Origin of the sequence: Halostella pelagica, assembly GCF_004762015.1 — an archaeon.
Classification (GTDB): domain Archaea; phylum Halobacteriota; class Halobacteria; order Halobacteriales; family Natronoarchaeaceae; genus Halostella; species Halostella pelagica.
Genome location: NZ_SJES01000006.1, coordinates 47,484 through 74,307, shown reverse-complemented (window position 1 = coordinate 74,307; position 26,824 = coordinate 47,484). Strand labels below are relative to the sequence as shown.

Sequence of the window (26,824 nt, the reverse complement as noted above, 5' to 3'; positions counted from 1 at the left end):
ACGGATGGTATTGCACTGTGTGTATGCAATCGTTTAGTGAGCTTGATCTGGAATATTTCCAGACAGAGCTGGAGGACAACGTAGGAACCATCCGTCTCAACCGACCGCCGGCGAACGCGCACAACATCGACGTGCTCCTGGAACTCCAGCGGGCCGTCGAGACCGTTCGCTTCGACGAGGAGGTTCGCGCCTGCCTGTTCGGCAGCGCGAACGAGAAGTTCTTCTCGACCGGCTTCGACATCCAGGCGCTACAGGACGAGTCCGGCAAGCAGGTCGGCTACGCCAGCCAGACGAGCAAGGAGGTCATCATGAAGATGCGCACGACAGACACCATCTTCATCGCGATGATCGACGGCCACTGCATGGGCGGCGGCCTCGAACTGGCGCTAGCCTGTGACTTCCGATACGCGGGCAACGACGACGACTACAACGTCGGTATGCCGGAGATACACCTCGGACTCATTGCCGGCGAGGCCGGGACGCAGTTGCTCCCGCGGTACATCGACCGCTCGACCGCCCTCGAAATGATGATCACGGGCGAGACTGTCACGCCCGAGGAAGCCGTCGAGCGCGGGATCTTCGACGAGGTTCACCCGCCGGACGAGGTCGAGGACGAGGCGTTCGAGTTCGCACGGCAGATCACCGAAAAATCGCACCTGGCCGTCGGGAACAACAAACTGGCCGTCAACGAGGGGCTCGAAATGCCGCTGTCGGACGCGCTCGCTCACGAGCGCGAGCTCCAGAACCGACTGCTCGGGTCGGACGTTGCAAAGGAAGGCGTCGACGCGTACCTCGGCGACCACCAGCCGGACTTCAAGGCCGTCGAACTCGGCGACAAGGAACCCGGCGCTCCGGACGACGACTAGAGGTTCAGCGCTTCCGACGCGGCTGTTGTTTTCTGTATCTCGGTCGTTCCGCCGATGATACTCAGTATCTTCGCGTCCCTGTAGTACCGTTCGAGCGGCAGATCCTTGCTGTACCCCTTGCCGCCGTGGACCTGCATCGCGTTCCGGGTGACGAACTCCGCGGCGTCGCTCGCGACGTACTTTGCCTTGCTCGACTTCCGGGTGTCCCCGTTTCCGTCGGCGATAGCCTTCGCGGAGTCGTAGACGAGATGGCGCGCGCCGTCTAGCTGGGCGTCCATTTCGGCGACGAGTACCTGGACGGCCTGATACTCGCCGACCGGTTGCCCGCCCTGCTCGCGGTCGCCCGCGTAGTCGATCGCGTCGTCGAACGCGGCGGTCGCTAACCCCGTCCCGATGGCCCCCAGTCCAGTCCGGGCCATGTCGATGGTTCCCATCGCGATGCGGAACCCGTGTCCGACATCGCCGAGCAGCGCCGACTCGTCGACGCGGACGTCGTCGAGCGTCGAGTCCCCGGTCACGTGGCCGCGCATGCCCATGAACTCCGTCCGGTCGAAAGTGAACCCCTCCCGTTCGTCGATGCCGGGCATCAGGAACACGCTCACGCCGTGACTGTCCTCCGGGGCGGGCCGCCTGCGTGCCACGACGAGATGAACGTCCGCGACGCCGGCGTTCGTGCCGAAGGACTTCTCGCCGTTTAGCAGGTAGCCGTCGTCGTCCGCATCGGCGACGGTCACGAGTTCGCTCGGGGAACTACCGGCACCAGGTTCGGTCAGCAGCATCGCGCCGGTCATCTCACCCCGCGCCATGGGCTCAAGATACCGCTCTTTCTGTTCCTCGCTGCCGAAGTTCGCGATAGGGAGCGCGGCGAACGTGTGGCCCTGAATCGTCTCCGCGACGGCACCGGAGGCCTGTGCGATCTGCTCGACCGCCAAACAGTACGAGAGGAAGTCGGAGCCCTCGCCGCCGTACTCCTCGGGCAGTAGGATCCCGAGCAGCTCCCTGTCACCCGCTTTCTCGACAACGTCTCGGGGGAACTCGTCAGTTCGTTCGATGTCTTCGGCGTTCGGTTCGACGACTTCGGACGCGAAGGTCGCAGCCCGGTCACGGAACTCGCGGTGCTCGTCGGAGAGCGCGCTCTCGATGAGACTCATACACTGCTACTCGCGGGGCACGATACCATAAAAGTTCTCAGGGGGCGGAAACGCTGACGAACTTACCCCCAGTAACGTTACCGACGCGAGGCGAGAGGCGGCTCCGAGACGTTACTCCAGGTTGACGTTCACGTTCTTCGTCTGGGTGTACTCGTGGAGCGCCTCGGTCCCCTGCTCGCGGCCGTAGCCGCTCTCCTTGAAGCCGCCGAAGGGAGTCTGAGGCTGCGTGACGGGATATTCGTTGACGCTGACCATGCCGTAGTCCAGATACTCGGCGACCGTGTGGGCCGTTTTGAGGTCGGAGGTCCACACGCCGGCCATCAGTCCGTACGGGGAGTCGTTGGCGATCTCGATCGCCTCCTCCCGGTCGGAGAAACTGATCACCGAGAGTACGGGTCCGAATATCTCCTCCTGCGCGATAGTCATGTCGTTCGTCACGTCCGTAAACACCGTCGGCTCGACGAAGTATCCGGCGTCCTTGTCCTCGGGGACGCCGCCGCCGGTGGCGACGGTCGCTCCCTCCTCCTTCCCGGTCTCGATGTAGTCGAGGACCTCCTGTTGCTGGCTCTCGCTCACGGTCGGCCCCATCTGGCCGTCGTCGTCGATGCCGCTTCCCAGCGGCGTCGACTCCGCTCGCTGGACGACGCGGTCGACGACCTCGTCGTGGACCGACTCGTGAACGACCAGACGCGACCCGGCCCAGCACATCTGGCCGGCATTCATGAAGATGCCGTAGTGACAGCCGGCGGCCGCCGCGTCGAGGTCGGCGTCAGGGAAGATGACGTTCGGCCCCTTCCCGCCGAGTTCGAGCGTGACGCCAGTGACGTTCTCCGATGCGCGCTCCATGACGCCCTTGCCAACGCCCGTGCTGCCGGTGAAGGCGACGTGGTCGACGTCCGGGTGTTCGGCGAGTCGGTTTCCGGCAGTGCTGCCGCGGCCGGGGACGACGTTCAAGACGCCCTCGGGGAGACCCGCCTCCTCCGCGGCCACGGCGTAGTACAGCGCCGAAAGCGGCGTCGTACTGGAGGGTTTCAGCACCGCCGTGTTACCACAGGCGAGCGCCGGCGCGAGGCTCCGGCCCGCGAGCTGGAACGGGTAGTTCCACGGGATCACGTGTCCGGTAACGCCGACCGGCTCGCGAACGGTGTAGTTTAGTCGGTCGCCGGGAACGGGGACCTCGTCGCCCTGGATCTTGTCGGTCCAGCCGGCGTAGTACCTGAACGTTTCGATGACCATGTCGATGTCGAGCGACGCCTCGAACGGCGTCTTTCCGTTGTCGTGGGACTCGACGTTTACGATCTCGTCCTTTCGTTCCTCGATGGCGTCGGCCATCGCGTGCAGATGCTGGCCGCGCTCGCGAGGTCCGAGCGACCGCCACTCCCCGTCGCGGTCGGCGGCCTCGTACGCCGCTGCGACGGCGCGGTCCACGTCCGCTTCGGCCGCCTCCGCGACATCGGCGTACGGCTCTTCCGTGGCCGGATCCTCGGTGACGAACGTCTCGCCGCTCTCCGCGGCGGTCCACTCTCCGTCGATATACAGGGTCGTCGGACCGGAGTAACTCATACACGCGAGGGTACTGTTTGAGACAACAAAAGTGTACGGCATCCGGTTCCGAAAAGAGCGCGAAACCCCAGCGCTCCATCCCGTCCAGGCGGCGGTACCTACAACCTTTAGTTTCGCCGGTGATTACACCGACGCATGCGAGACGCATATGTGATGGGAGCCGGCCAATCTCCGTTCGGCTCCTTCCCAGAGGAGACGTACCTGACGCTGTTCGACGAGGCGTTCGATTCCGCACTCGACAGCGTCGAGGGGGACTTCTCCCCGGACATGATAGAGGAGGCGTACCTGGGAACGCTCGGCGTCGGCGGCCGTCAGTTGGGCCTCTCCGGGCCGGCGGTGACCGAACACGTCGGCCTCCACGGCATTCCCACGACGCGGGTCGAGAACGCCTGTGCCGCGAGCGGCTACGCCTTCCGGCAGGCGGTCACCGCCGTTCGGTCAGGCATGGTCGACGTCGCCCTCGCGGGCGGGTACGAGGTGATGACCGACGCGAGTTCCGACCACACGCGCTGGTGGTTGGGCGTCAGCGGCCAGACCGAATGGGAACGGACCAGCGGCACGACGTTCGCCGGAGTGTACGCCCAGATGGCGAGCGCACACATGGAGCAGTACGACACGACCGTCGAGGACCTGAGCCGCGTCGCGGTGAAAAACCACGGCAACGGCGCGCAGAACCCGAAGGCCCACCTCGGCTTCGAGTGCTCGCTCGACGACGCCGTCTCCGCGCCGCCGGTCGCGGACCCGCTCAACCTCTATCACTGCTGTCCGACGACTGACGGCGCGAGCGCCGTGGTCGTCGCCAGCGAAGACGTCGCAAAGGAGTACGACGACGCGCCGGTCCGGGTCGCCGGAACGGGCGCGTCCAGCGGCAAGGTCGGCCTCTTCCAGCGGGAGTCGCTGACGAGTATCCCCGCGAGCGTCCGCGCCGGCGAGGACGCGTACGAGGCAGCCGGTATCGGCCCGGAGGACCTGGACTTCGCGGAGGTCCACGACTGTTTCGCTATCGCTGAACTGCTCGCATACGAGGACCTCGGCTTTTGCGACCGCGGCGAAGCGGGGCGACTCCTCCGTGAAGGGGTCACGGACCCCGACGGCGAACTGCCGACGAACACGAGCGGCGGCCTGAAATCGAAAGGACACCCGATCGGCGCGACGGGGACCGGCCAGATCGTCGAGGCGTTCGAGCAGTTACGCGGCGAGGCCCACGTTCAGGTCGACGACCCGCGGTACGGGCTCGCTCACAACGTCGGCGGGAGCGGGGGCGGCGTCACGGTTCACATCCTCGAACGGGAGGAGGCAGCATGAGAGGGATCACCGCCGCCGGGGTCTACCTCCCCCGGTTCCGGCTCTCGACTGAGGAGACGCAGGAAGCGTGGGGAACAGCCCACGCGTCCGGGATCGAACGGAAGGCGGTCCCCGCCGCAGACGAGGACGCACTGACGATGGCTATCGCTGCGGCGGAACGAGCCCTGGACGGGGGGCCGGTCGACCGCGGCTCTCTGAACCTCGTGGCCGCCGCCACGACGACGCCGCCGCTCGAAGAGGGCGAGTTCGTCCCGCGGCTTGTCCGGGCGCTCGACCTGCCGGCCGACGTCGCGAGTTCGACCGCCACCCAGCACGCCGCGGCCGGCGCGGAGGCGCTCGGGCGAGCGCTCGACGCCGACGGCCCGGCGCTCGTCGTCGTCAGCGACTGTCCGGAGGGGGATCCAGCCGATGCGGATCACCCCCTCGGAGCGGGCGCGGCCGCGTTCGTGATCGACGACGATCCCGTGGTCGCGGTCCAAGATATTGCGTGGCACAGCGACGACACGCCCGGCGTCCGCTTCCGCGAGCGCGGCGAGGAGAACGTCGAATCGCTCGGGATCACGACGTACGAACGGAACGTCGTGCGCGAGGGCGTCACGGAGGCCGTCTCCGCGCTCGACGTGGACGCTGAATCGGCGACCGGCGCTGCGGTCCACCAGCGCGACGGGAAGTTCCCCTACCGCGCCGCAGGGGACGCGGCGCTTTCCAACGAAGCCGTTGCGGCCGGAACAGTCGTGGACCGGGTCGGTGACGCCGGTGCCGCGACCGTTCCGATCGGCCTGCTTTCGGCGCTCTCCGAGGCGGACGGGTCGGAACTGACCGTCGCAGCCTTCTTCGGCAGCGGCACCGCGGCCGCGGTCGCGTTCGAAGGAGGACTTCCCGTTACCGGGATCGACGCCGTCGACGGCGGTGACCCTATCGACTACACGGCGTATCTCCGGGAGCGGGGGTACGTGGTGGAGGGCGAGGTCACCGGCGGCGGCGCGCACGTGAGCATTCCGACGTGGCGTCGGTCGCTCGACCAGCGGTACCGGCTCGTCGCGGGGGAATGCCCGAAGTGCGGCGGCGTCACGTTCCCGCCCGAGGGAGCATGCCAGGCGTGTCATTCGCGGGTGGAGTTCGAGCAGTTCGAAGCGCCGCGGACCGGGACGGTCCGGGCGCTAACCGTGATCGGCCAGGGCGGCGCGCCGCCGGAGTTCGCGACGCTCCAGCAGCGTGACGGAGCCTTCGCCGTCGCTATCATCGCGCTGGACGCCGAAGACGGAGCCGTGACGCTCCCGGCGCAGATCACCGACGCGGACCCCGAGTCGGTGGACGTGGGCGACACCGTCCGGGCCACGATCCGGCGGATATACACGCAGGAAGGGGTGCCCCGTTACGGCGTCAAGTTCACGCCGGACGGGTAATCGTCGAGGCGGGGAGCGTACCGGATCGGGTCACCGTCGCGGCGCTCTACGACGCCGAGCGCGGCGAGTCGCCGGAGGTGGGCGGCCGCCTCACCGGCACCGAACTTCGCGTGGATCCCGTCCATCTCGCCGAAGAGGTCGCGAGCCACAGCCCACGGCGTCGCCTCGCCCGCGTCGGCGACTGCGCGAAAGGCCTTCGCCGCGCGGTCGCGGTGATGCTCCCACACCGACGCCACCGTGGCCTCGATGTCCACCGTGGTCCCGTGGCCCGGTTCGCCGCGGTCGAACTCCGCGTTCACGCGGTCTATCGACTGCAGGTAGTCGGCGAGCGGGTCGTCCATCCGCGTATCGCTGCCGCCGACGTTCGGCGTGTACGTCGGGAGCAACAGGTCGCCGAGAAACAGCGTCCCTTCGTACACGAACGACGCGTGGCCGCCCGTGTGGCCGGGCGTGTGGACGAAGGCAACGCCGGCGACGAGGTCGCCGTCAGCGTGAGCGCGAACTGCGTACTCGTCCGGAACAGGCGAAGGTCGGTCGGATTCGACGAGCGCTGCGCACACCGGGTCGGGGACGCCCCACCGCCGGAGCGTCTCGGCGTCACGGTTCAGGCGTCGGTCGCGGGCGGCGGCGTACTCTCCGACGAGCGGCGCGTCCTCGGCGTGCATGTGAACTGTCGCGCCCGCTGCCTCCGCGAGCCGACACGCCAGGCCAGCGTGGTCCATGTGCCAGTGAGACACGAGGACGTGTTCGACCTCGCGAACCGGAAGTCCGGCCTCGTCGAGGCCCGTTCGAAGGGCATTCCACGTCGTTTCCGTCGGAGAACCGGGATCGATTACGACCCCCTCGTCGGGGAGGGCGTACGCGCTGTTAACCCCCTCGGGCGACCCCGCGCCGAGCGGGATCCGTTCGACGGCGGTCATCGTATCTCCTCGTCGAATCCGAGGTCGTTCCAGCGGTCGAGCGCCGACTCGCGGATGTTCTCCGGGAACGACGACTCGAAAGTCACCCGCGGCGCGATGTAATCCTCGTCCCATCGGGGGTCCCAGGTCGCGCTGATGTACAGCCGCGATCCCGTCTCCCCGTCTCGGCGGTACATCGGAGCGCTCGCGGCGGGCGCGTTCGGGTCGCTGAATATCCAGTCGTTGCCGGGATGGGCCTTCACCCACATGTCGTCCAGCGCTCTGGCGAGGTCGGTCGGCTCCGCGTATTCGTCCAGTACCAGCACCTTGTCGAAGAACTCGGAGAACGAGAAGAGCGCGTTCGCCAACTGCCAGTCGAACCCGGAGTAGAGTATCTCGCTCGACACGAGACACAGCCCGAGACGGCCCTCGACCGGAAGCTGGATCCACGACACCGGCGAAACCCCCCAGTACCGGTTCACCCGGCGGAACAGCGCCGCCGCCTCGACCAGACTCGTCAGGTGAATGTCGTCCGTCAGCGGCGCACCGAGCGGAGTGAAGGGGACGACTGGGTCCTCACGCAGGGCGAGCGAGTCGGCGTCGAAGACGGCCGTTGCCGTCTCGCAACCAATCTCCCAGATCGCCGACGACCCCTCGAACGACTCGTCGATCGGTCGTATCGTCCCGTCGACCCTGACCTCGGCGCTTGCGGGAACGACCCGGTCGCCGACTCTCGACAGCGGAATATCGTCGAGGCCGCACGCCCGCTGAGGGACTTTGATAAGCCCCCCGTCCTGTGTCCACCCCTGGAGCGCCGCGAGCAGGGACGCACCGGGGACACCGAGGACGACGCTCGCCGGACGCTCCCCGTCGCACCAGTCGACGAACCGACGGGGGACCGAGATGCGAAGCCGAGAACTCCGGTGGACGTAGCCGCGAACCGGTGCCCACGAGGTGGTTCCATCGCGTTCGACGGCGACGAGTCCGAGGGTGAGTAGCTGTCTGCCCTCGTCGGCGACCGTCGGAAGCCCGAGCGAGTAGAGGTCCACGTCGTCCTCGACGGTCGCGGCGGGATCCACGAACACCGCGTCCTCTATCGGCCGCATCTCCCTGTCCGAGAGCACGTCGAGAAGGTCGGCGTATTCGCACTCCCGACCCAGCCCGATCGACGCGGCGATCCGCCGCCAGGGTCGATGGTGACGGCTCGAAATCTGGTCCGGGCCGGCGTAGACGCCGCTTGCGAAGTCCACCTCACCCGAGGTCGATCCGAAGTGGATCGCTTCGCAGTTGTGCCGGAGCGCTTCGGTTGCGACTATCGCGCCTTCCTCGTCCCAGTGGACACGTTCGTCTACCGTCAGGAGGTCGTCTGCGGCGCGGAGGGCGTCGAGGTGTTCTCTTAGAGATGTCATCGTCCCGTCTCCCCCGGGTCGATGAACTGCAGGTGGTCGGCGTTCGCGCCGGCGTCAGTGAGTAACGTCTGCGCCCAGTACCGCGTATCGACGTCCTCGACCGTCGGGTCAGGGGCTTCGTCCTCGCCTCTGGTGGCGTCGATGTACGCCTTCGCCGTCTTCGCTTTCGACGTCCCCGTCTGAACGTTGCCTTTCTCGCTCGGCGTCTGGTAGATGTTCAGCGGGACCTTCGGCATCGTCTCGACGCCGAACTGGTGGAAGTCCTCGTCCGGGTCTGCGTGCAACGCGAGCGATTCAAGGACCGCGCGCTGGTCGAGGGGGTCGACATCCGCGTCGACGAAGACGAAGAAGTCGACGTGGAGCATCCCCCACGTCGTGAAGATGAAGTTCGCCAGTTCGTGGAGATAGCCCGGGGACGTCGAGTTCGTCGAGATGACGTACACCGTCCGCGGCGTCGACTGCCACGGCACGCAGAGGTCGATATCGAACCCGCCCGCCCGGAGACCGAGCGTCGCGTCGGGGCCCACGCACCCGATCTCCATGGAACTCGTCGAGTTCTCGGTGTAACCGACGCCCGTCCCCTCGACACAGAACGGAACGATCGGGCGTTTCTGATGGGTGATCGCCGTGACCTCGAGCGCGGGCATGGACCGTCGCGGTCCGTGCATGTATCCGAAGTAGTCGCCGAACGGCCCCTCGTCGCGTCGCGCGTTCGGAACGATCTCCCCCTCGATGACCATCTCCGCGGTCGCGGGTACCATCAGGTCGTTCGTTTCGCAGGGGACGAGTTCGATGGGGGACCCCTTGAGACCGCCAGCGAACTCAACCTCGCTTCGACCCGTTGGGATCCACATGACGGAACTGAACTGGACGGCGGGTTCGGCCCCGACGACGATAGCGACCGGCATCGGTTCGTCGCGGCGCTCGTACTTGTAGTAGTAGAGGTTCGGCGTCTGCTCGCCGGCCAGCAACAGCACGCTCGCAGTTTCGCTGTCGTGGATCATCGTCCGGTGGTACGACCAGTCCACCCAGTCGGAGTCCGGGTCCGGCGCGACGAGCGTGTGGAGATTCGAGTACCGACCGCCGTCGCCCGAATGAATGTACGGCCACGGGTAGTCGAGCAGGTCCACGTCGTCCGTGTTGACCACCTCCTTACACGGTGCGTCCGAGGTGGAGACTGATTCGGGGTCCCGGGGGTCCTGTAGCCTATCGATGGTCATCTCGTAGAACTCCCGCCGGGACACGTCCGGAGGCATCCCCATCCCGAGCGCGATGCGGTCCCAGGGGCGGCGCTGGGACCCTCGGTACGGGTCGCCGGCCAACTGCGCGCTCTCCGTTTCGTTCGACTCGAACAGGGGGATCTTGTCGTCGTGTTCGTTCGCCAGCATCGTGATCGCGCTCGCTTCCAGGTTCCACGACACCGGCTCTTCGATACGAGTTAACTGGTCCTCCGCTTCGAGTTTCTGCAGGTACTCACGGAAGCTATCGACCGTCATGATCCGTCGCCGTCGCTTCCAGTGAGTTCGCGCTGTTCGCGTTTGACCTTCAGGTCGACGTACTCGTCCACCAGATCGGGGTGTGCGTCCGAAAGATACTCGAACATGATAGTCCGACTCGCCTGAGAAACCGAACTGTACTGCCCGGTCTCGACGAGATACCGAAGTAACGTCTTCACCTCCTCAGACCGCGTGTTGATGACGGTCGGGTCGCTCTCCGTTTCCTCCATGACCGACTCGAGTACGTTCCTGTCGACGCTCTCGGACTCGATGTCGGTTTCGAGGATATCGATAAACCACTGTTCCTCCGTGTTCTCGTGGGGACCTTTCACCACTATCAGCGGGTCGGGATCCGCGAGGTCCTCTCGGTCCCGGCTAACCCTGGCTCGCGTGCTAAAGATCTCTTTCGTCTCCCTGTCGGTAATCTGAATGCTGATCTCCTCCTGCTCGGGGTCCGGGGGCAGATTGGTTTCGGAGGTGACGTATTCGTCGGACATACACGGTGGTATGTGTTTCCAAGTCGCCAAATAAAGTCTTATCGTGTGCTAACAGGGATATGTCAGTCGAGAGCGGGTCTCCGAAGAGCGTCAGCCGGATACAGCGGCGATTCGCGCCGAATCAGGGTCAGGGAGCGACTTCCGTGTCTTTGGTGATGACGTTCCACTCGTCAGGGTCTATCACGTTCCCGTCGAACGAACTGTGTTCCGGGTACGCGGTGAACACGAGGATGTCCACCCTATCGTCGAGGTAGTCCACGAGGGTCGCCAGATTCTCCTCCGTGAGACCGCCGAGTTGGTCTAACAGCATGACCGGGACGTCGTCGGCGACTTCGAACGCCTCGTGGCCGGCGAGCGCAGCGACGATCCCGAGCAGTTCCAGTTCCCCTTCGCTCAACGCGTCGATGCTCGCTTCGCGACCGTTTCTGGCGACGACGAGGTCGAAGGTGCTGGTCAGTCGCGCCGTCTCGAAACTCGTATCGAACCGGTCGAGCAGGTCGGCGATAGCGTCGTCGAACGCGTCGCGTGTCCGCCGCTTGATCTCCTCTTTCCGGTTCCGGAGCGATTCGATCTCCGCTTCGAGTTCTTCGTACTCCGTTTCGAGGACGGATCGCCGTTCTGCCTGCCGTTCGGCCCGCTCTAACTCCTCGCGTTTCTCGTCCAGTTGCGTCTCCGTGTGCTTTATCTCGCTTTTGATCTCCGTGAGTTCGTCGCTGTGCTCGGAAACGGAGTCGTTCAGGTCCGCTATTCGCTCGTCGAGGCTTTCGAGACGCTCGGTCGCCGATTCGAGGCTCTCGCGGCGGTCGGCGAGTTTCGTTTCGAGGTCGTCGATCTGCCGTTCGAGGTCGTCGCGACGGCGACCGGCTTCTCGGATCTCGTCCTGTTTGCGTTCGAGTTCCTCCGCGCGTTCGTCGTATTCGGCGGCCTCCGCCTTCAACTCGGAGATTCGCTCGCTCAGATCGTTTAGGTTGTCACGGAGTTCGTCCTCGGAGGTCTCCCCGCCACAGACCCAGCAGTTGAACTGGTCTTCGAGGAGGCCGTGGTCGACGTTCGTCAGGAGGTCGCCCCGGTCCTCCTCGAGTACCCGTTTGTTCACCGAATAGACCGACTGGAGAAGATCGACATCGCCCTGAATCGATTGCTGCTTCTCGCGGGCCTCGGCGAGTTCGGCGGTTACGTCCTCGTCGGGAACTGAGAGCGATTCGTACTCCTCACGGACCTCCTCTAGCTTGTTCTGTATTCGCGTTACGGAATCGGACAGTTGCTCTTTCCGCTGTTCCGTCTGAGACAGTTCCGCCTGGAGTTTGCTCAGTTGCTCTCGGTCAGAATCCTCGTCCCGTTCGTCCGTCTGGTCCAGTTCATCGCGAGTCGCTTCGAGGTTGTCAAGTTCGTTCGCGAGTTGTGTCACGTCTTCCTGGAGACTGGGGAGTCGGCGGGCGGCCTCTTGTGCCTGTTCGAGTTCCCGTTCGATGCTGGACCGTTCGGCTTTCCTGTCGGCGATTTCGGCTTCGATGTTCTCGAAATCCAGCGGCTTCGCGAGTAGCTCCTCCAGATTATCGCCCCGACGGACGACCTGGCGGATCGCATTGTCCTCGTCGAGAAACGCGTACAGGTCAGCGCGGATCCGGTCGTACTCGTCGTCAAGGAACGGCTCCCCGTTACGGACAACGGTGTCGTTGCGACGTTCGAGTTCGACGGAGTACTCCCCCTCCGGCGTTTCTAGATCGACACGTCCGGAGGTCTCACCTTCGGTTAGCGGCGTCTCGGTCCCCATCGAAGTCTCGATAGCCTTCAAAAAACTAGATTTCCCCTGCCAGTTCGCACCCTGAACGACGTTTCTCCCGGGGCGGATATCCGCGGACCCGCTCCGTATGCCGGCTATATTTTCGGACTCGACGGTCCATTCCATACAGGGTATTCGGTCGCTACTCGTTAAGGTTTACTGTTATTATTATCTTACATATCAAAACCCCAATCGTGGTCACCGTGATGCGGAATATACAGCATCTATAGCCGTATAACCAGGTATTTAGAGAGATATAAAATATTATATTTCCCCGGGACCGGAAAGCGAACTGGGAATATTACCGGAGCTGAAGCGCTCAAAATTGAATTAGTAGTGAATACTTTAACGCCTCCCGTCCGACAACCTTTTTGTCAGTAGAGGCGTTCATCCGGGCACAGAATCCGACGCAGTAGTACTCTATCAAGGACAATGAGCTGTAAAATCGACACGGTCGTACAGAAACACGATCTCGACATCTCGCAGGCCGGGTACGGAGATATCGACGAGTATCTCCTCCAGCGCTGGACGGGCGAGGACGGGCGGCCAGCCGAGGGGTATCGCTCACTCACTGAGTGGTTCAACAAACGCCTACTCAAGCGGGTGTACGACGAACACAACCGGCAGACGACGGGCGTCAAGTTAGAGAGCGAATACGACGTGTTACAGTCGAAAGACGAACTCACGAGACAGGAGTTGGAGGACGACCTCCGCACAACGGGGATCGACGCCGACGAGGTGACGGCGGACATGATCTCGTGGAGTACGATGCGACACCACCTCAACGACTGTCTGGACGGTACCAAAGAGATGGAAACGGCGGACTCGGACTGGGAACGCAAGAGCGTCGAAATAGCCAGCGAGCAGGTAGAGGAGAAAGCCGTCGAGGCGGTTCGGTCGCTCTCGTCGAAAGGTGAGATCGCCGACTCCGGAGAACCCGGCATCGCCGTAAACGTGAATCTGTCCTGTCCCGAATGCCACGTCCAGACGCCGTTTTCCAAAGCAGTCGAACGGGGATACGTCTGCGGGGACCACGCTCACGATGACCCGGAAAACGGGGACGGCGAGCCAACGCGATCGCTTTAGATTAGCATCGGTAGCCAGGTTTCACGTTAGCTGTTCCAACCAACCTCCTGTGGTCTCCGCAATCAGACGGACTGACACGCTACCCGTTGACGGTGATTATCAGGACGCCGGCGATGACAGCGACCGACGCGGCGACGAGCTTCCACGTTACCCGTTCGAGTCGGTCGGGCATGAAAACGGCAGACAGCAACACGACCCACAGCGTGTTCGTGATGACGATCGGCGTGACGATACTTACTGGTGCGATCTCTAGTGCGCCGTAGTACCCTAGGAGGAACAGTGTATTTGCGATTCCTGCAAGCAGGAACCACCGCATACCGCCGTTGCGGAGCATCGACCGGTCCGGCAAACTGTTTCGCGACCGGAGATAGAGCGTGAATCCCAGGATCGCCGCGCTCGTTTTGACGACGAGCCCGACGGGTGCGGGCGTCCCTTCCTCGAACGCGAATTTGGCGAAGACCGGTTCTAATCCGTACGCGAACGCCGCTCCCAGCGGGATCACCAGCCCTATCAGGAGTTCCGACTTCGCCAGGTCGTCCGGGTTCTCGTTATTTGTTTCCCACGCGATGGCGATAATGCCGCCCATCACCAGCAGAATACCCGCGAGATGCAACACGGTCAACTGTTCGTCGAGCAGCAGGATCCCGAATACCGTCGACGTGAGAGCCCACGCCGCCACGATAGGCGTCGTCCGACTCGCTCCGATGCGGTTGATACTCGTGTACGTTAGCAGTCGCCCGAGCAACGTTCCGACGAGTCCGGCGGCCATAAACCAGATCCCGGAAACGTACGTGAGGCCGTACTCCGGATAGTACGCGACGCCGACGAGCGGAAGGAGAACGACCACGTTCACGCCGATGACGACGACGACCGCCTCGTTCGCGTTTCCCTCGTCGGTTCCCATCCTGATGAACAGGTTCTGGGAGGCGATAGCCAACGCGGCACCGAGCGTCATCACAACGGCGAGGAGTGTCGTCGGATCTACCATCGTATTTGGTTTCTTCTTCGGCTTGGGATTTTATGGCTGTCAGATCCTGTACGAAACGGCGGGGTCGAGATACCCGTTAGCTGTTCACTTGTCTCCCGGATCCGACGGCGGTTTCGCTTTCCCGCGGGACCGTCACGGTATCGTTAGTCGTCCCCGGTAACTTCGTTGCTCCCCTTCCCTGCGTCAGGGCTTTGGAGCACAGTTTCGTCGGTTTCCGGCCCGATCGGCTCGGCGCGAACGCTCGATACCTTGAATTCGGGGATACCCGCCTGCGGGTCGAACGTCTCTTGTGTGAGCGTGTTCACCGCCCCGGCCGCGAAGTGCATCGGAATGAACAGCGTTCCTGGACCGACGCGGTCTGTCACCTGCGCTTTGACGATTATCTCACCGCGGCGGGAGCCGACGCGAACGTATTCGCCGTCCGAAACGCCGAGATCGGCGGCCGTGTCCGGATGGACTTCGACGAAACTCTCGCCGACGTGGCTCATCAGTCCCTCGACGCGACGGGTTATCTGACCGGTGTGCCAGTGATACAGCACCCGGCCAGTCGTGAGCGTGAGCGGGTACTCCTCGTCGGGAACCTCGCCGGGATGACCGCTGTCAGCGGGGACGAAGCGTGCCAGCCCGTCGTCGAAGTTGAACTCCCCGTCATCATAATCGTAGAGATACGGCGTCCCGGCGTGGTCTTCGTCCCAGCAGGGCCACTGAAGACCGTGTTGGTCCCCCGATTCGAGCCGGTCGTAGCTGACGCCGCCGTATATCGGGGCGAGGTCGCTTATCTCGTCCATGATCTCCCGCGGGTGGTCGTAGTCCCAGCCGTATCCCATCCGGTTTGCCAGCGCCTGCGTGATCTCCCAGTCCTGTCGAGCGTCTCCCGGCGGGTCGGCCACGCCGCTGACCCGCTGGATTCGCCGCTCAGTGTTCGTGAACGTCCCCTCTTTCTCCGGCGACGTCGCCGCAGGGAGGACCACGTCGGCGTGGTCCGCCGTCTCTGTCATGAAGATATCCTGGACGACGAGGAAATCGAGTTCCTGCAGCGCCTCCTCGGCGTGCTGGAGGTCAGGTTCCGAGAGCGCCGGGTTCTCGCCGACGACGTACAGTCCGCGCAGGTTCCCATCGTCGGCTTCGGAGAGCATCTCCGGGACCTTCAGCCCCGGTTCTTCCGGCGGCCGTTCGCCCCACTCGGCCGCGAATTTCTCGCCGACCTCGTCGTCGGCGGGGTCCTGGTATCCCGGGAGACTGCCCGGCAACGTTCCCATGTCTCCGCCGCCGCCCTGTACGTTGTTCTGCCCGCGGAACGGGGAGAGTCCCGCACCGGGTTTCCCGACCTGCCCGAGCGTGAGCGCCAGGTCCGTGAGCGCGAGGAGGTTCTGGGTCCCGTTGCTCTGTTGAGTCATCCCCATCGCCCATCCGAAGACGACGCTGTCGGCTTCGGCCAGCGTCTCGGCCGCCGATTTCAGTTCCTCTGGCGGGATACCGGCCATCTCCTCCACCATCTCGGGGGTGTACGACTGGACTTTCTCCCTGACGCGTTCGAATCCGGTCGTGTTCCGCTCGATGAACGCCTCGTCGTGGAGGTCCTGTTTAATGATGTACCGGATGAGGCCGTTGATCCAGGTCACGTCGTACCCTGGTGTCGTCCGCGTGAACTGGTCCGCGTGCTCGGCGATTCCGACCTTCCGCGGGTCGAACACCACTAGATCGGCCCCGTCGCGGACGTTCTGTTTGATCCGGGTCGCGAGTACCGGATGGGATTCCGTAGTGTTAGAGCCGGTGATTAGATAGGCGTCGGCCTCGCCGATGTCCTCGTTGATCCGATTCGTCATCGCGCCGTAGCCGAGCGTCTGTTGCAGTGCCGCGACCGTCGACGAGTGACAGAGCCGTGCGCAGTTGTCGATGTTTTTCGTCCCCAACACCTGACGGGCGAACTTCTGGACGAGGTAGGCCTCCTCGTTGCTTCCTTTCGAGGACGCGAGACAGCCGAGCGCGTCGATTCCGTGCTCGTCCTGGATATCACGTAGTTCGGCTGCAACGTAGTCGAGCGCCTCATCCCACCCGACGCTCTCGAATTCGCCGTCCTCGTTGCGGACGAGCGGTTCGGTGAGCCGACCCTCGCTGTTGGCGAACTCGTGACCGAACTTTCCTTTCACACAGGTCGAGAAGTTGTTCGCCGGAGCCGAATTGGGGTCGTCGACGGGCCGAACGCCAAGGCTCTCACCGTCCTTGCCGACCATCTCGAAGCGACAGCCGACCGCACAGAACCCGCAGGTCGTCTCCTCGGTGTCGAGGCCGCGCTTTCTGTAATCGCCGACCGCCGTCGCGATGTCGAACAGGCGGCCTTCCGGGATCGCGCTCGCGGCGACGTTCTCTGCGGTGTGTTCGCCGAACAGCAACGCCTTCCGGCCGTAGTCCTCGGCGAGGTCGATCAGACCGCGCTTGCTTCGCGCCACGAACCGAGCCAGCCCGGTTTTCGTTTCGATGCTGGAGCGGGTAACGCCCGTGTCCGGCCCGCCACTGCGGTTGGGTGCGGTCGTGTCGTCGAGCGTCTCGACGTCGTCCGCCTCGATCACCGTCCCGACGGAGTTTCGCTGGGTGAACCCGGGCAGCGGAAGCGTCGTCGTCTCTCCCATCCCTTTCTCCGTCAGCGCCCCGGTCGGACAGACGGTAGCGCAGTGTCCACAGGAGACACACGTCGAATCCCCCATCGTTTCGGCGTCGGACTGGAACCCGATCCGGGTGTCCTCGCCCTGCCCTTCGATACGGAGTACGCCCTCGACCTGCACGTCGTTACAGCCCTCGACGCACCGGTTACAGAGGATGCACTTGTTGCGGTCTATCTGGATGAACGACGACGTGTCGTCTATTGGCTCGTACTCATCGCGGTCGTCGAACACCCCGTAACGGGGGTGGTCGACACCCTCGCTAATGGCCGCGTCCTGAAGCTCACATCGGCCGTTTCCGTTACAGGTCGTGCATCGAAGGTTGTGATTCGAGAGGACGAGGTCGAGGTTGACGCTTCGACTCTCCTCGGCGTCGGGCGTATCCGTCTCGACCGTCAGACCGTCCTCGGCCGGGAACGAACAGGACGGAACGAGCCCGTACTCCTCCGTCTCGACCATGCAAGTGCGACACTCGCTTCGGGGGCCGATCTCGTCGCTTCCGTCCCCCTCCCGGTCGTAGTGACAGAGCGCGGGGACATCGGCGTCGTCCTCGACGCCGTCAGCGCCCGGATCGACGCGTACGGTCTCGTCGTCGACGGCCTGCATGGCGTCGATAACTGTCGATCCGACCGGTACCGTGACCAGGTCACCGTTCACCGTGACTGTCGTCGGGCCGGAGCCGTCGGTTCCGACGTCGGGGTCGTTCGCCGTGCCGGTTTCGAACTGCGCCGTGACTGGCGTGTTGTGCTGTGGGTCTTCGAGGTCCGGGACGCCCGGAAGTGGTTCGTCGGAACTCGTGGAATCGTCAGTACTCATAGTTTCTCCGTACAGGTACCGCTCGGACAGCGGCCGTTCGCGTGGGCCTTGAACTCGGGTTCGAACTGGTCGATCGCCGTGACGACGGGTCGCGGTGCGTGGGCACCGGTCTTGCAGTTGCTCGTCCGCTGCATGACGCGGCCGAGTTCGCGTATCTTGGCCGTCTCGAACGACCCCCGGTACACCTCGCGCAGGAGTTCGGTGAGCTGTTGAGTGCCTTCCCGACCCGGAACGCACCGACCGCTGTTTTCCGCGGCCGCGAAGCGGGCGCGTTCACCCGCAGTCGCGACGGTACAGCGCTCGTCGGACAACAGTTCGACGACCCCGTCCGTTCCGAGGCCGGCGGCGGCAAGCGACTGCGCGGTCGGTGCCACGTCGAGGTCTCGGGTAATGCCCCCGAGAACGCCACCGACGCACGCCATCTTGAACGGTCCAGTCATCCGAACGGCCTCGCGAACCGCGCCCATGCTTCCGGTGGAATCCAACTCCACAGTCGCCCGATCTGTCACGTCACCAGTCACGGTCACGAGTCGCGTGCCGGGGTCGGCCGCCGCCGGATCGAACGCGTCCGGGTCCCGGATCGCGTACTGCACCTGCGCGAACGTTCTCGGCGTGTGAACCACCGTCGGACGACCGTACAGCCCGTACTCCGCAGGTGACGGTGGCTGAATTCGGGGTTCGATCCGGTCGGCCCCTTCCATCGCTTCCAACGCGGCGGTCGGTCCGCCGGCGCGATACTCGTCAGGGCCGGCGACGAGTTGTGGGACCACGGACAGTTCGGTGTCAGCTGCCTCGATCGCGCGCTCAAGATGCCGCTGGAGACCGGTGTCCGACTCGGGAACGTAGATTACCGCGTCGTCGGCACCGACGTACTCGGCGACGGCCGCGACGCCGTCGAGAACCGACAGCGGCGCTCCGGCAAGTAGCGTGCGGTCCGCTCGCGTCCGTCTATCCGCGTCGTTCGCGTTAACGACGAGGACGGGATCGCCGTCAGTTTCCCGCACTCGCTCCCACGCGTCGGTGACAGCTTCGTCCTCGGTAGCGTCGCCCCGACCGCGGCCGAGTAAGCCGATATCGGCGGCGACGCCCGCGCCTCGACTCGTCGAAACGAAATCGTGGTCGCTCGGATCGAGAGGGTCTGCCCAGCCACACGGTCCGAGAATTCGTCTCCGGCCGACGCTCAGCAGGCCATCAGTCGGGACGGGTAGCGTCGATACGTCCCGGTCGTGCTCGACGACGCCGTCCGCACCGTCGGGGAGGATACCGGGCCCATCGCCAAGGTGGTCTGGTCCGTCGGCAGGGATGTCCTGACCGTGGGCATCTCCGTCAACGCCTCCTGTCGCCAGTTCACCGGACTCCGCATCGGCGACGATAGACCGTACCGTCGACGGGTCCGGGTCGGCGTAAAACCAGGTCCGACCACCCGCGGTTACGAGGACGAGCGGTTCGAGTTCGGTGATTCCAGTCGGCCCGGTCCGGACGACTGCAACAGTGTCAGCAGCGTCGCGAGCAGCGGTTAGCACTCCGGGTTCACGGCCCCACGGCACGTCTGACGAAATACGCACGACTGGTGAGCGGCCGTCCGTTCCCGATTTACCCATTATCACTCTTCCAAAGCAGTTCAAGAGTTAAAGCTTACCGTACCGGGTATACTGAGTGTCCCGAAATATGAGGTCACGTTTCTGTGATCGTTTCGCTACTCTCACCACATTCGGAACCACGAGGGTAGTATGGAATTGACTAATCGGCAGGAACTGCGTCGGTCAGGTCTCGGATCCGAAGAGTACAGGCACGGCGGACTCTATACATCGCCCGATGGCAAATCCCCGATTCGACGAACTCAGAGAAGAGGCAGCAGCGGCAGTCGGTGACGACGACCTTCGCTCCGTCTACACCGGTCTCATCCACGAGGACGGGCAACACGAGTACTACTTTGGGAACGACACGGAAGAGGCAGCGGAGTTGCGGGAAACGGCCGCGGTTCAACTCGGGATGATGCTCCGCGTCCTCGCGGACCGGTCCGATAGTAGCATCGACGAAATAACTGACCTCGCGGTTGAGCGCGCTGAGGAGATGCAGTTACGGTGAACGAACGGTTCTCTCGCTTCCAGACACCCCAGGCAACGAGTGAACGGGCGTTACCCCACACCCCAGATAACGAGTGAAAAACTGGATGACAACACCCCAGACAACGAGTGAAAACCGTGCGTGTATTCGCTTCAAACGGTAAATTACGCCGGTTACACACCCCAGACAACGAGTGAAGAGAACGAGCACACACACCCCAGGTAACGAGTGAAAACGCAAATAGGTACATCGGTGGATCAGACGATCAGAGTGATTACGGAAAAATAAACAAACAGGGCAAAGCCAACAAGAGTGATCACGACACAGATAGCTAGAGCAAATATAATAGAGACAGCTATGTGGGTACACTTAAACGATCAAAACCGGCAAGACGAACCACGCCGCTAACGCTTGCTACGCGTTATTATATATCTAGGTGTACAAGCAATACATACATACATACAGTGTCAGTAGAAGCCTCAGTACGGCATGTTTCGATTATATCGGCTCTAGAGTCCTACCCTTTATATAATAATCGTGCTTGCATCATGAGTTGCCCGGTGGCGACTCTCCCCGTTTTCACTCGTTGTCGGGGGTGTGCGTATGAAGTGGTTCTTATACTACTCTCCGGGTATAGCGACGCAAAACGGTAGGATAGCCGTTTTCACTCGGTACGAGGCACCGGGGTTTTATACTTCACCGCCGTGACGGGTCAGCTATGACGGATCGTGAACTCACCGAATACAACGGCGATGACCTGTTCGCGACGGGTGATATCTTCGCCCGCCGTGAACTTCTCCGGGTCGGTCACGTTCCCGACCGGGACCGGATCGTCGGCCGCGACCAGGAGCTACAGAGCGTCGGGCAGGCGCTCGGCCCGGCGACGGACGGCGGCCCACCGTCGAACGTCGTTATATACGGAAAAACCGGGACCGGAAAGAGCCTCGTCGCCCGGCACGTCACACAGCGGGCCAGCCGGACCGCCGTTCAAAACGACGTCGCGTTCTCCCACGTCTACGTCGACTGTTCGGATGCGGACACCGAAACGCGAGTCGCACGCGAGATCACGACTCAACTCGCGGCTGAAAACGACGATACTCCCGATATTCCCCAACAGGGTATCGGCGCGAACGAGTACTACCGGTACCTCTGGGACCTCCTCGAATCACGCGATACCTGCATCATTCTTCTCGACGAGATCGACATCCTTCGGGACCAAGACGTCCTCATGCAACTATCGCGAGCCGAGGAGACCGGAAAGACGGACTGTTATCTGGGTGTCATTTCGATCAGTAACAAGATCGAATTCCGTGACCGCCTGAGCGAGCGTATCGATTCGAGTTTGCAGGACGAGGACATCATCTTTCAGCCCTACGACGCCGGCCAACTCCGAACTATCCTCGAAAACCGCCGCGACGCGTTTCAGGAGGGGGTCCTCGCCGACGCCGTGATTCCGAAGGTCGCAGCGCTGGCCGCACGCGAACACGGGGACGCTCGAAAGGCGATCAACATCCTGCAGAAAGCAGGCGAACTCGCCGAGCGGGAGAACGACGATTACGTTACCGAAGACCACGTCGAGCGTGGCCAGCAGAAAGCGGAGGTACAGCGGTTCCAGGAACTCGTGTCGGGGTCTACGCCTCACGTCAAGTATCTACTCCGCTCGTTGGCTCAACTCACCGAGAACCATCAGAGCGACGCGTTCGCGACCGGCGAGATATACAGCGTGTACCGCGACATCGCCGCAAACGAGGGAAGCGATCCGCTCAGCCAGGACCGCGTGTATCGTCTTCTCAAAGAGCAGTCGTTTCTCGGGGTTACGGAGTCCAGACACACCGGTGGCGGGAAAAGCGAAGGAAGCTATCTAGAACATCGCCTCATGCGAGGGACCGATATCGTTCTTCAGGCGCTTGACGAGCAGTAGAACTCGGACTGACCATTTGGTCGGTTCTCTCGCACAAGGACGTAGTTCCTGGGACAATGATCGGTTCCCTCGTACAGGGTCGTGATCCATACCTCTTCGACGGAGCCGTGGCTCACTGTAGAACGTTCGGATACCGTGATTCGGCGCACATCTGAACCACACCAATTAGTAGTTGATACGTTCGACGTCAATGAATTCGTTCGAGTAACCCGTTGTCCGTTCGATAGGCGAATTCCACGGCGGCCGCTCCGAGCAGGATACAGAGTAACAGAACACCGTACAGATACAGATGTACTGGGCTGTTCGGCGACATCGTCCTATTGATGAGGAACATCCCAAGCACATACGCCAATCCCCCACCGATTCCCAAATTTGAAAGCGATATTTGACTCGCTATAGCTATCCCGACACCGACCCCGCCCGCAACTAGCAGGACGAGAGCTATCGTCAGGCTATCCCCGATCTGCTCTCCGATAGACACCCAGTAGACGTTGTTCGGCGGCCAGAGAAGATAGCAAGAAACAAAAAGCACCGTCGTACTCACGAAGATTTCCGTGATTCGACGGTTCATACGTTCGTATTGCCGTAATCTATTATAAACTCTCGGACCAGTGAGTTAAAAATGGAGATTGTGCGAAATCCATCGCTGCCGTGGACGCTTCCCGTCAATCGGAGACGCCATGAACCGACCCCGATACAGTTCCTTCGACGAAGGTTCGCAGGAAACTCGTGTCGTATACGGATGAAAGATGTCGAAGCGATTTCTTGGCCTCGTCCAGTCGCTTTTCAGCGTGCTGGCGAAGTTCCCTTTCCTCGGAACCCTGGAACACGGCAAGAACGTCTCTCCCTCCCGAACCGAACGTTAATTGTATCTGATGTCCCGTAGCGAATCCACGCCCGACCGTCGCGAAGTGCTGCCGGTGGGTACTATCGACCCCGGCGAGCGTCGCTCCGATAACGGCCGCACCTTCACCGAGAACGCCCGCCGTGTCGTCGAGAAACGAACGGCAGTCAGGGGCTGTCGGGGTTGATGAGTAGTTAGTACTGAATGCGCCGATGACCGACTCCTGAACGGCGGTAAGCGTCTCGAAACACGCTCCGAGGTGGGCGTTGTTGATCTCACTAAGCGCCGAGTACGCCGACGTGTACAGGTAGTCACCGGAAAGTAACGCGGACATCGGCTCCCGCGTCAACGAGTGAGCTATCCCGTCGTCGAATTGGATCAACAGTTCGCTCCGCAACCGACAGTACCCCCGGAGTAGTTCGACCGCCGTTGCCGCCGGGAGGACTGTCCCGGGATCTCGGGAAGCGGGAGTCGCTATCGATTCGAACGAAAGCATCAGTAGCTGACCGTACTTCCGGTCGTCGTACTCGTCGACCGTCTCCCGGGCCGCTGTTAATCGGCCTTTGTCCGCGGGTTTCAGCACACTTTCGAGATGGCTGTCGATTTCGGCTCGCAGCTCAGTGAGAGAGCGTTCGTAAGTCATTGTTGTCAGTCGTCTGTTGCTGTTGGCTCACCACCAGGGTCGTCGACGGCTACGTCCGAACCCGCTTCCGTGAGGTCGTTCTCCCGCCACGTCCCGCGCTGATACCACGCGTAAGCGATCACCGCGCCGGCCACGTTCGATATCGCGAACGAGAGCCAGATACCCGTCTCGCCGATGACGCCGGCTGAAACCCACGCGATCGGGAACCGTATCACTCCGAGCATCAGCACGGAAATCGCCGCCGCTGTGAGGGTCTTCCCGGCACCGCGGAAGCTTCCCGTGTAGGCGCGCATGATCCCGATGAATCCGAACGACAGCGCGACGTACCGCAGGAACTCCGCAGAGATATCGACCACCTCGGAGTTAGTCGTAAACACGTCGGCGATAGGGGCCGCGGCGAACCAGACGACGATCCCCGCGACCGTGAGGATGCCGAAGAGGGTTTTCGCCGCAAGCGCCGCTGCCTGTTCGGCGCGGTCTGGCTTGCCCGCACCCATGTTCTGCCCTGTCATCGTCTCGACGCCGCGGGCGACTGCGATCGCGGGGAGGAAGATAACCGAGAAGACGCGCGTGCCGATCCCGTACGCGGCGACGACCGGATCCGGAAAGAGCGCGACGATGAACAACAGGAGATTCATCGACAACGCCCGTCCTGTCCCTTCTACAGACGCGGGAAGGCCGATCCGAACGAGACGGCGGAGGTACGAGAGATCGGGCACCATATCCCGAAGGTGGATCTGGACGCCACGCGTCCCGCGGAACATGATCGCCAGTCCGACGACCAGCGCGAGGCCGCGCGAAAACACCGTCGCGATCGCCGCTCCTTCGATACCGAGTTCGGGGAACGAAACCGTCCCGACGATCGGCGCGTTCTCGACGACGGTCCACCCGAAGATCAGGAACGGGTCGATGATGATGTTGAGGACCACCGAGCCGAACATGACGAGCATGGGGGTTATCGTGTCGCCGTAGCCCCGCATGAGCGCGACGAACACGAAAAACCCGAACATGAACAGCAGGCCCAGCGAGATGACTTCCATGTAGCTCGACGCCATCGGCAGCACGTCCTCAGAGGCGCCCATAACTTCGAGGAACTCCTCGACGAGGAAGTACCCGACTCCACCGAGGAGTATCGACGCGATGATGGCGAACGTCACGGTCTGTGACGCGGCGTACTCGGCCTCTCGTTCATCGCCAGCGCCCGTATACTGTGCGACGAGGACGCTTCCAGCGACCGAAATCCCCATTCCGAGCGAGATGAGCAGAAACACCATCGGGAACGCGAAACTGATCGCCGCCAGCGCGTCGGTGTTGTACTGACCGAGCCAGAACGTGTCCGCGAGGTTGTACGCGGTCTGAAAGAGGTTCGTGACGACGATCGGCATCGACAGGAAAAAGAGCGGCTTTCCGATGCCGCCGGACGTGAGGTCGAACTCTTCACGACCTTTGAATAGCGACCCGATCCGACTGCGGACACCCATCAGTACGGTACCTCCGCTGTCGTTTCGCCGATCAGATGCGTCTCGACGTACTCGATCATCATCTCGTCGAGTCTCTCGACCGAACAGTCGACTGCGACTCCTCTCGTCCGGGCTCCAGTGATCGCCGTCGTGAGGAACTCCGCGACGAGTTCGTGTTCGATGCTGTCGTCGAATTCACCCGTTTCTATCCCGTCCGCCAAGATATCCTGAATCCGACCGAGCAGGGCTTCGTCGAACTGGATAAGCTTGGCCTGAACACCCTCGTTGTAGGGTGCCTGAGCCTTCACCTCTAGCATCGCGGTGCGAAATTCCGTTCCCGGAACAGCGTCACCGTCCGCGAGCAGCGTATCGAACAGTGAACGGAGTTGCTCGCGAGCGGTTTCACCGGACACGGTCTCGATCTGGGCCATGTATCTGTCGTAGAGGTGATCGAGAAACGCGGTGAACAGTTCCTCTTTCGTGTCGTAGTGGTAGTGTATCGAGGCTTTACTCCTCTCCGCTTCGGTGGCGATGTCCTGTAGTGTGAGATCGGCGTAGCCACGCTCGCAAAGTGCGCGGTATGTCGCGTTCAGTATCTCGGTTCGTGGTTCCTCGTCCATCTCAGTTAGTACGACCACTTACTAACCAGTCAGTCAAAAGCCTTTGGAACGACCGTAGTCTTAACTGGGGCTCGTAGCGGTTCCCCCGAGGCGACAAACTGAGCAATCGGTCCGGTGGCCGGCTATCGGATGCAGTTCAAAACCGTTATCTACCGTACGATAGTCCCATTACGTAATGGCCGATCCGCCGGAACGACCAGTCTCTAACCCGGACGAGGAGATAATGCGCGCTACATACCGGGCACTTCGCGAGTACGGGTACGCTGATCTCACGATCAAGCGGATCGCCGAGGAGTACGGGAAAACGACCGCCGCAGTTCACTACCACTACGACACGAAAGAGGACCTGCTGGCGGCGTTTCTGGACTTTCTCCTCGGTCAGTTCAGGGACGCGGTTCACGAGGTCGAAACGACCGATCCGAAGCAGCGATTGGCTCTCCTACTGGACAAACTCCTCGTCGACCCCGAGGACCATCAGAACCTTCTGATCGCGATGCTCGAAATGCGGAGTCAGGCCCCGTACAAGGATACGTTCAGCGAGCGATTCGAACAGAACGACGAGTACATTCGGTACATGCTCAAAACGGTGATCGACCAGGGGATCGAGGAGGGCGTGTTCAACGATGTCGACGCAGAACACACCGCCCGGACGCTTATGACTATCGTCGACGGCGCTCGAACCCGCACGGTCGTACTCGACGACACTGATGTACTCGCAACGGCGAGAGAGAGCGCCGACGAGTACCTTACCGCCGTACTGTTGCGCGAAGATGGATAGTCCGTGCTGACGGGACGAAGCGACGTATCCGGAGTTCCTCCGAACTTCCGGGGATACGTCCGTCCGCACCGGTTTAGTAGGTTCCTCCGAAGATAGCTGCTATCAGTTCCAGCGCGTTTTGCTACTACTGATCATCTGCTCTCGTCGGGGATGCTCCGTCTCGCTCGCCTAGTTCTGTCGTACACCAGTGACAGAACTCGATGTCGCTATCGAGTTCCTTCCCGCAGTGAGGACAGTGCGTCAGTTCTCCATCTTCGGTGGGTGTCAACCTATCGAGCGCGTTCTGGGCGTGAGCGAGGAAATACGCGTCGAGGACGCTCATTCCGCCCACGACGAGGGTCGGTGCGACCGCTAGGGGATCGACCGCGTTACCGTTCGCAAGCGCGTCTAATGCCGCCGGGTCGACGAAGAGGGTAGTGACGCCGAACAGGACAGCGAGCCATCCCAGCGCACGCCGCCATCGTTGGAGATATATATGGCCGAGCCCTGTGGCGAGCGCTGCGAGCAGTGCCGCGAGCCACGGACGTTTTTCTGAAGCTGACTGGCTCATACGTTGACTAACCAGT

Annotated in this window: 22 protein-coding genes; 7 read left to right on the top strand and 15 right to left on the bottom strand. The window is 62.6% G+C overall.

Translation table 11 applies throughout. The features are described from left to right. The first annotated feature begins 23 nt into the window (after positions 1–23). A complete protein-coding gene (locus EYW42_RS14230) occupies positions 24–866 on the top strand; it encodes an enoyl-CoA hydratase/isomerase family protein (RefSeq protein WP_135535960.1) in 843 nt (280 codons plus the stop codon). On the opposite strand, the gene EYW42_RS14225 is transcribed toward EYW42_RS14230, so the two are convergent. Then, entirely contained in the window at positions 863–2,017 is a 1,155-nt protein-coding gene (locus tag EYW42_RS14225) for an acyl-CoA dehydrogenase family protein (RefSeq protein ID WP_135535959.1), read from the bottom strand. The genes EYW42_RS14230 and EYW42_RS14225 overlap by 4 nt on opposite strands. A 111-nt stretch (positions 2,018–2,128) precedes the next feature. Further along, on the bottom strand, positions 2,129–3,580 hold the full coding sequence (locus tag EYW42_RS14220) for an aldehyde dehydrogenase family protein (protein ID WP_135535958.1): 1,452 nt from the start codon (positions 3,578–3,580) through the stop codon (positions 2,129–2,131). 135 nt (positions 3,581–3,715) lie between these two features. On the opposite strand from EYW42_RS14220, the gene EYW42_RS14215 reads away from it, so the two are divergent. Together EYW42_RS14215 and EYW42_RS14210 are read left to right on the top strand one after the other, a co-directional pair. Beyond that, the gene (locus EYW42_RS14215; RefSeq protein WP_135535957.1) at positions 3,716–4,885 is read left to right on the top strand and encodes a thiolase domain-containing protein; all 1,170 of its coding nucleotides are present in this window, start codon (positions 3,716–3,718) and stop codon (positions 4,883–4,885) included. Further along, entirely contained in the window at positions 4,882–6,291 is a 1,410-nt protein-coding gene (locus tag EYW42_RS14210) for a zinc ribbon domain-containing protein (RefSeq protein ID WP_135535956.1), read from the top strand. Before EYW42_RS14215 ends, EYW42_RS14210 begins: the two co-directional genes overlap by 4 nt. Here EYW42_RS14210 and EYW42_RS14205 read toward each other — a convergent pair. The 5 genes from EYW42_RS14205 to EYW42_RS14185 form a co-directional block, all read right to left on the bottom strand. Next, positions 6,261–7,211 carry an MBL fold metallo-hydrolase gene (locus tag EYW42_RS14205; protein ID WP_135535955.1) on the bottom strand — a complete coding sequence of 317 codons (951 nt, stop codon included), beginning with the start codon at positions 7,209–7,211 and terminating at the stop codon, positions 6,261–6,263. The genes EYW42_RS14210 and EYW42_RS14205 overlap by 31 nt on opposite strands. Further along, on the bottom strand, positions 7,208–8,599 hold the full coding sequence (locus EYW42_RS14200; RefSeq protein ID WP_135535954.1) for a UbiD family decarboxylase: 1,392 nt from the start codon (positions 8,597–8,599) through the stop codon (positions 7,208–7,210). Before EYW42_RS14200 ends, EYW42_RS14205 begins: the two co-directional genes overlap by 4 nt. Beyond that, complete coding sequence (locus EYW42_RS14195) at positions 8,596–10,095, bottom strand: UbiD family decarboxylase (protein WP_135535953.1); 1,500 nt, start codon at positions 10,093–10,095, stop codon at positions 8,596–8,598. The genes EYW42_RS14200 and EYW42_RS14195 overlap by 4 nt, the downstream gene beginning before the upstream one ends. Then, positions 10,092–10,592, bottom strand: coding sequence for a hypothetical protein (locus EYW42_RS14190; protein ID WP_135535952.1), 501 nt, complete (start codon positions 10,590–10,592; stop codon positions 10,092–10,094). Before EYW42_RS14190 ends, EYW42_RS14195 begins: the two co-directional genes overlap by 4 nt. A 127-nt stretch (positions 10,593–10,719) precedes the next feature. Beyond that, positions 10,720–12,501, bottom strand: a complete 1,782-nt coding sequence (locus tag EYW42_RS14185; RefSeq protein WP_135535951.1) for an archaea-specific SMC-related protein — start codon at positions 12,499–12,501, stop codon at positions 10,720–10,722. Positions 12,502–12,807: 306 nt separating this feature from the next. On the opposite strand from EYW42_RS14185, the gene rdfA reads away from it, so the two are divergent. Next, positions 12,808–13,461, top strand: coding sequence for a rod-determining factor RdfA (rdfA, locus tag EYW42_RS14180; RefSeq protein ID WP_135535950.1), 654 nt, complete (start codon positions 12,808–12,810; stop codon positions 13,459–13,461). 79 nt (positions 13,462–13,540) lie between these two features. On the opposite strand, the gene EYW42_RS14175 is transcribed toward rdfA, so the two are convergent. The 3 genes from EYW42_RS14175 to EYW42_RS14165 form a co-directional block, all read right to left on the bottom strand. Continuing rightward, a complete protein-coding gene (locus EYW42_RS14175; protein ID WP_135535949.1) occupies positions 13,541–14,449 on the bottom strand; it encodes an EamA family transporter in 909 nt (302 codons plus the stop codon). A 143-nt stretch (positions 14,450–14,592) separates the two neighbouring features. Continuing rightward, positions 14,593–17,925: a formate dehydrogenase subunit alpha gene (gene fdhF / locus EYW42_RS14170; RefSeq protein ID WP_135535948.1), complete on the bottom strand. Its 3,333-nt coding sequence runs from the start codon at positions 17,923–17,925 to the stop codon at positions 14,593–14,595. Beyond that, entirely contained in the window at positions 17,922–19,448 is a 1,527-nt protein-coding gene (locus EYW42_RS14165) for an NADH-ubiquinone oxidoreductase-F iron-sulfur binding region domain-containing protein (protein ID WP_375137133.1), read from the bottom strand. The genes fdhF and EYW42_RS14165 overlap by 4 nt, the downstream gene beginning before the upstream one ends. A 292-nt stretch (positions 19,449–19,740) precedes the next feature. On the opposite strand from EYW42_RS14165, the gene EYW42_RS14160 reads away from it, so the two are divergent. Further along, a complete protein-coding gene (locus EYW42_RS14160) occupies positions 19,741–20,013 on the top strand; it encodes a hypothetical protein (protein WP_135535946.1) in 273 nt (90 codons plus the stop codon). A gap of 697 nt (positions 20,014–20,710) precedes the next feature. Beyond that, a complete protein-coding gene (locus EYW42_RS14155; RefSeq protein WP_135535945.1) occupies positions 20,711–21,913 on the top strand; it encodes an orc1/cdc6 family replication initiation protein in 1,203 nt (400 codons plus the stop codon). 187 nt (positions 21,914–22,100) lie between these two features. On the opposite strand, the gene EYW42_RS14150 is transcribed toward EYW42_RS14155, so the two are convergent. From EYW42_RS14150 to EYW42_RS14135, 4 genes are all read right to left on the bottom strand, one after another. Continuing rightward, on the bottom strand, positions 22,101–22,484 hold the full coding sequence (locus EYW42_RS14150) for a hypothetical protein (protein WP_135535944.1): 384 nt from the start codon (positions 22,482–22,484) through the stop codon (positions 22,101–22,103). Between the two features lie 94 nt (positions 22,485–22,578). Beyond that, positions 22,579–23,400, bottom strand: a complete 822-nt coding sequence (locus EYW42_RS14145) for a polyprenyl synthetase (protein ID WP_135535943.1) — start codon at positions 23,398–23,400, stop codon at positions 22,579–22,581. A gap of 5 nt (positions 23,401–23,405) precedes the next feature. After that, positions 23,406–24,881, bottom strand: a complete 1,476-nt coding sequence (locus EYW42_RS14140) for an MATE family efflux transporter (protein ID WP_135535942.1) — start codon at positions 24,879–24,881, stop codon at positions 23,406–23,408. Continuing rightward, positions 24,881–25,480, bottom strand: coding sequence for a TetR/AcrR family transcriptional regulator (locus EYW42_RS14135; RefSeq protein ID WP_135536112.1), 600 nt, complete (start codon positions 25,478–25,480; stop codon positions 24,881–24,883). The genes EYW42_RS14140 and EYW42_RS14135 overlap by 1 nt, the downstream gene beginning before the upstream one ends. A 175-nt stretch (positions 25,481–25,655) precedes the next feature. On the opposite strand from EYW42_RS14135, the gene EYW42_RS14130 reads away from it, so the two are divergent. Continuing rightward, complete coding sequence (locus EYW42_RS14130; protein WP_135535941.1) at positions 25,656–26,258, top strand: TetR family transcriptional regulator C-terminal domain-containing protein; 603 nt, start codon at positions 25,656–25,658, stop codon at positions 26,256–26,258. 124 nt (positions 26,259–26,382) lie between these two features. Here EYW42_RS14130 and EYW42_RS14125 read toward each other — a convergent pair whose 3' ends face one another. Next, a complete protein-coding gene (locus tag EYW42_RS14125; protein WP_135535940.1) occupies positions 26,383–26,808 on the bottom strand; it encodes a zinc ribbon domain-containing protein in 426 nt (141 codons plus the stop codon). Between the last annotated feature and the right edge of the window lie 16 nt (positions 26,809–26,824).